Source organism: Pseudomonas sp. HMSC057H01 (genome assembly GCF_001836405.1).
Lineage (GTDB): Bacteria > Pseudomonadota > Gammaproteobacteria > Pseudomonadales > Pseudomonadaceae > Pseudomonas > Pseudomonas aeruginosa.
On the sequence record NZ_KV828392.1, the window covers coordinates 1 to 929 of the forward strand.

General features: G+C 58.3%; 2 protein-coding genes. Both read left to right on the plus strand.

Features of this window, described 5'->3' with window-relative positions; translation table 11 throughout:
* The coding region (locus HMPREF2581_RS04730; protein ID WP_168173291.1) for a conjugal transfer nickase/helicase domain-containing protein at positions 1 to 182 on the plus strand (182 nt) is incomplete at its 5' end.
* Positions 179 to 929: site-specific integrase (gene xerC, locus HMPREF2581_RS04735; protein WP_139181888.1), on the plus strand; the 751-nt coding region annotated here is incomplete at its 3' end. The genes HMPREF2581_RS04730 and xerC, both read left to right, overlap by 4 nt.

Genomic DNA, 929 nt, shown 5'->3' on the forward strand with positions numbered 1-929 from the left:
AGGGTCTTCACCGAAAGACCAGTAAGAACCTGAACATCTGGACCATCAAGGTTTCAGGTCCTCGCAAGACAAAAGAGCTCAAGGCTTACCTGCTTCAGGATCCCAAACTGCTGTTCCCTGTACAGCCTCTGGACAACCCAAGCCTCACGGTCATCACCGATGCCGAAGGGGATGTCGAATGACGCCGCAGCAGCTCACCGAGGAGTACATCTTCGCGCACGATCTCCGAGAAGCCAGCGCGAAGATCTACCGCGCCGCAACCAAAGCGCTACTCAAGCACTTCGGCCCCACGGCAACCGTACAGGACGTGGATCACAGGGCCGTCCTGGGATGGCGGCGCAAGGTACTGGAACAAGGCCTGTCGAAGCGGAGCTGGAACACGTACTCGAACCACCTGCGCACGATCTGGGGCTACGCCATCGAGCACGAGCTGGTGACGCACTCCCAGGTCAACCCATTCCGAAAGACCACCGTGATTCCCCCCAGGCGAGCAAGCAAAACTGTCGCCGCCGAAGCCATCCTGCGCGCTCGCAGTTGGCTCAGCATGCAAGTCGGCGCCGAGCGCTGCACCGGCGATCGTGCACGCATCACTCCCGCCTGGTTCTGGCTTTGCACGTTTGAGGTCTTCTACTTCACCGGCATCCGGTTGAATGCGCTGTTGTGCATCCGCAAGCGCGACATCGACTGGGAAAATCAACTGATCCTCATCCGCGGCGAGACAGAGAAAACTCATAAAGAGTTCGTAGTGCCAATAACGGAGGGGCTTGTGCCTCACCTATCGCGGCTCCTGCAGGAAGCCGAGAAAGCCGGATTCGCCGATGACGATCAGTTGTTCAACGTCAACCGGTTCTCACCGCATTACAAGAGCAAGACGATGAACTCCGACCAGGTCGAGGCCATGTACCGGAAGTTGACCGAGAAGGTTGGGG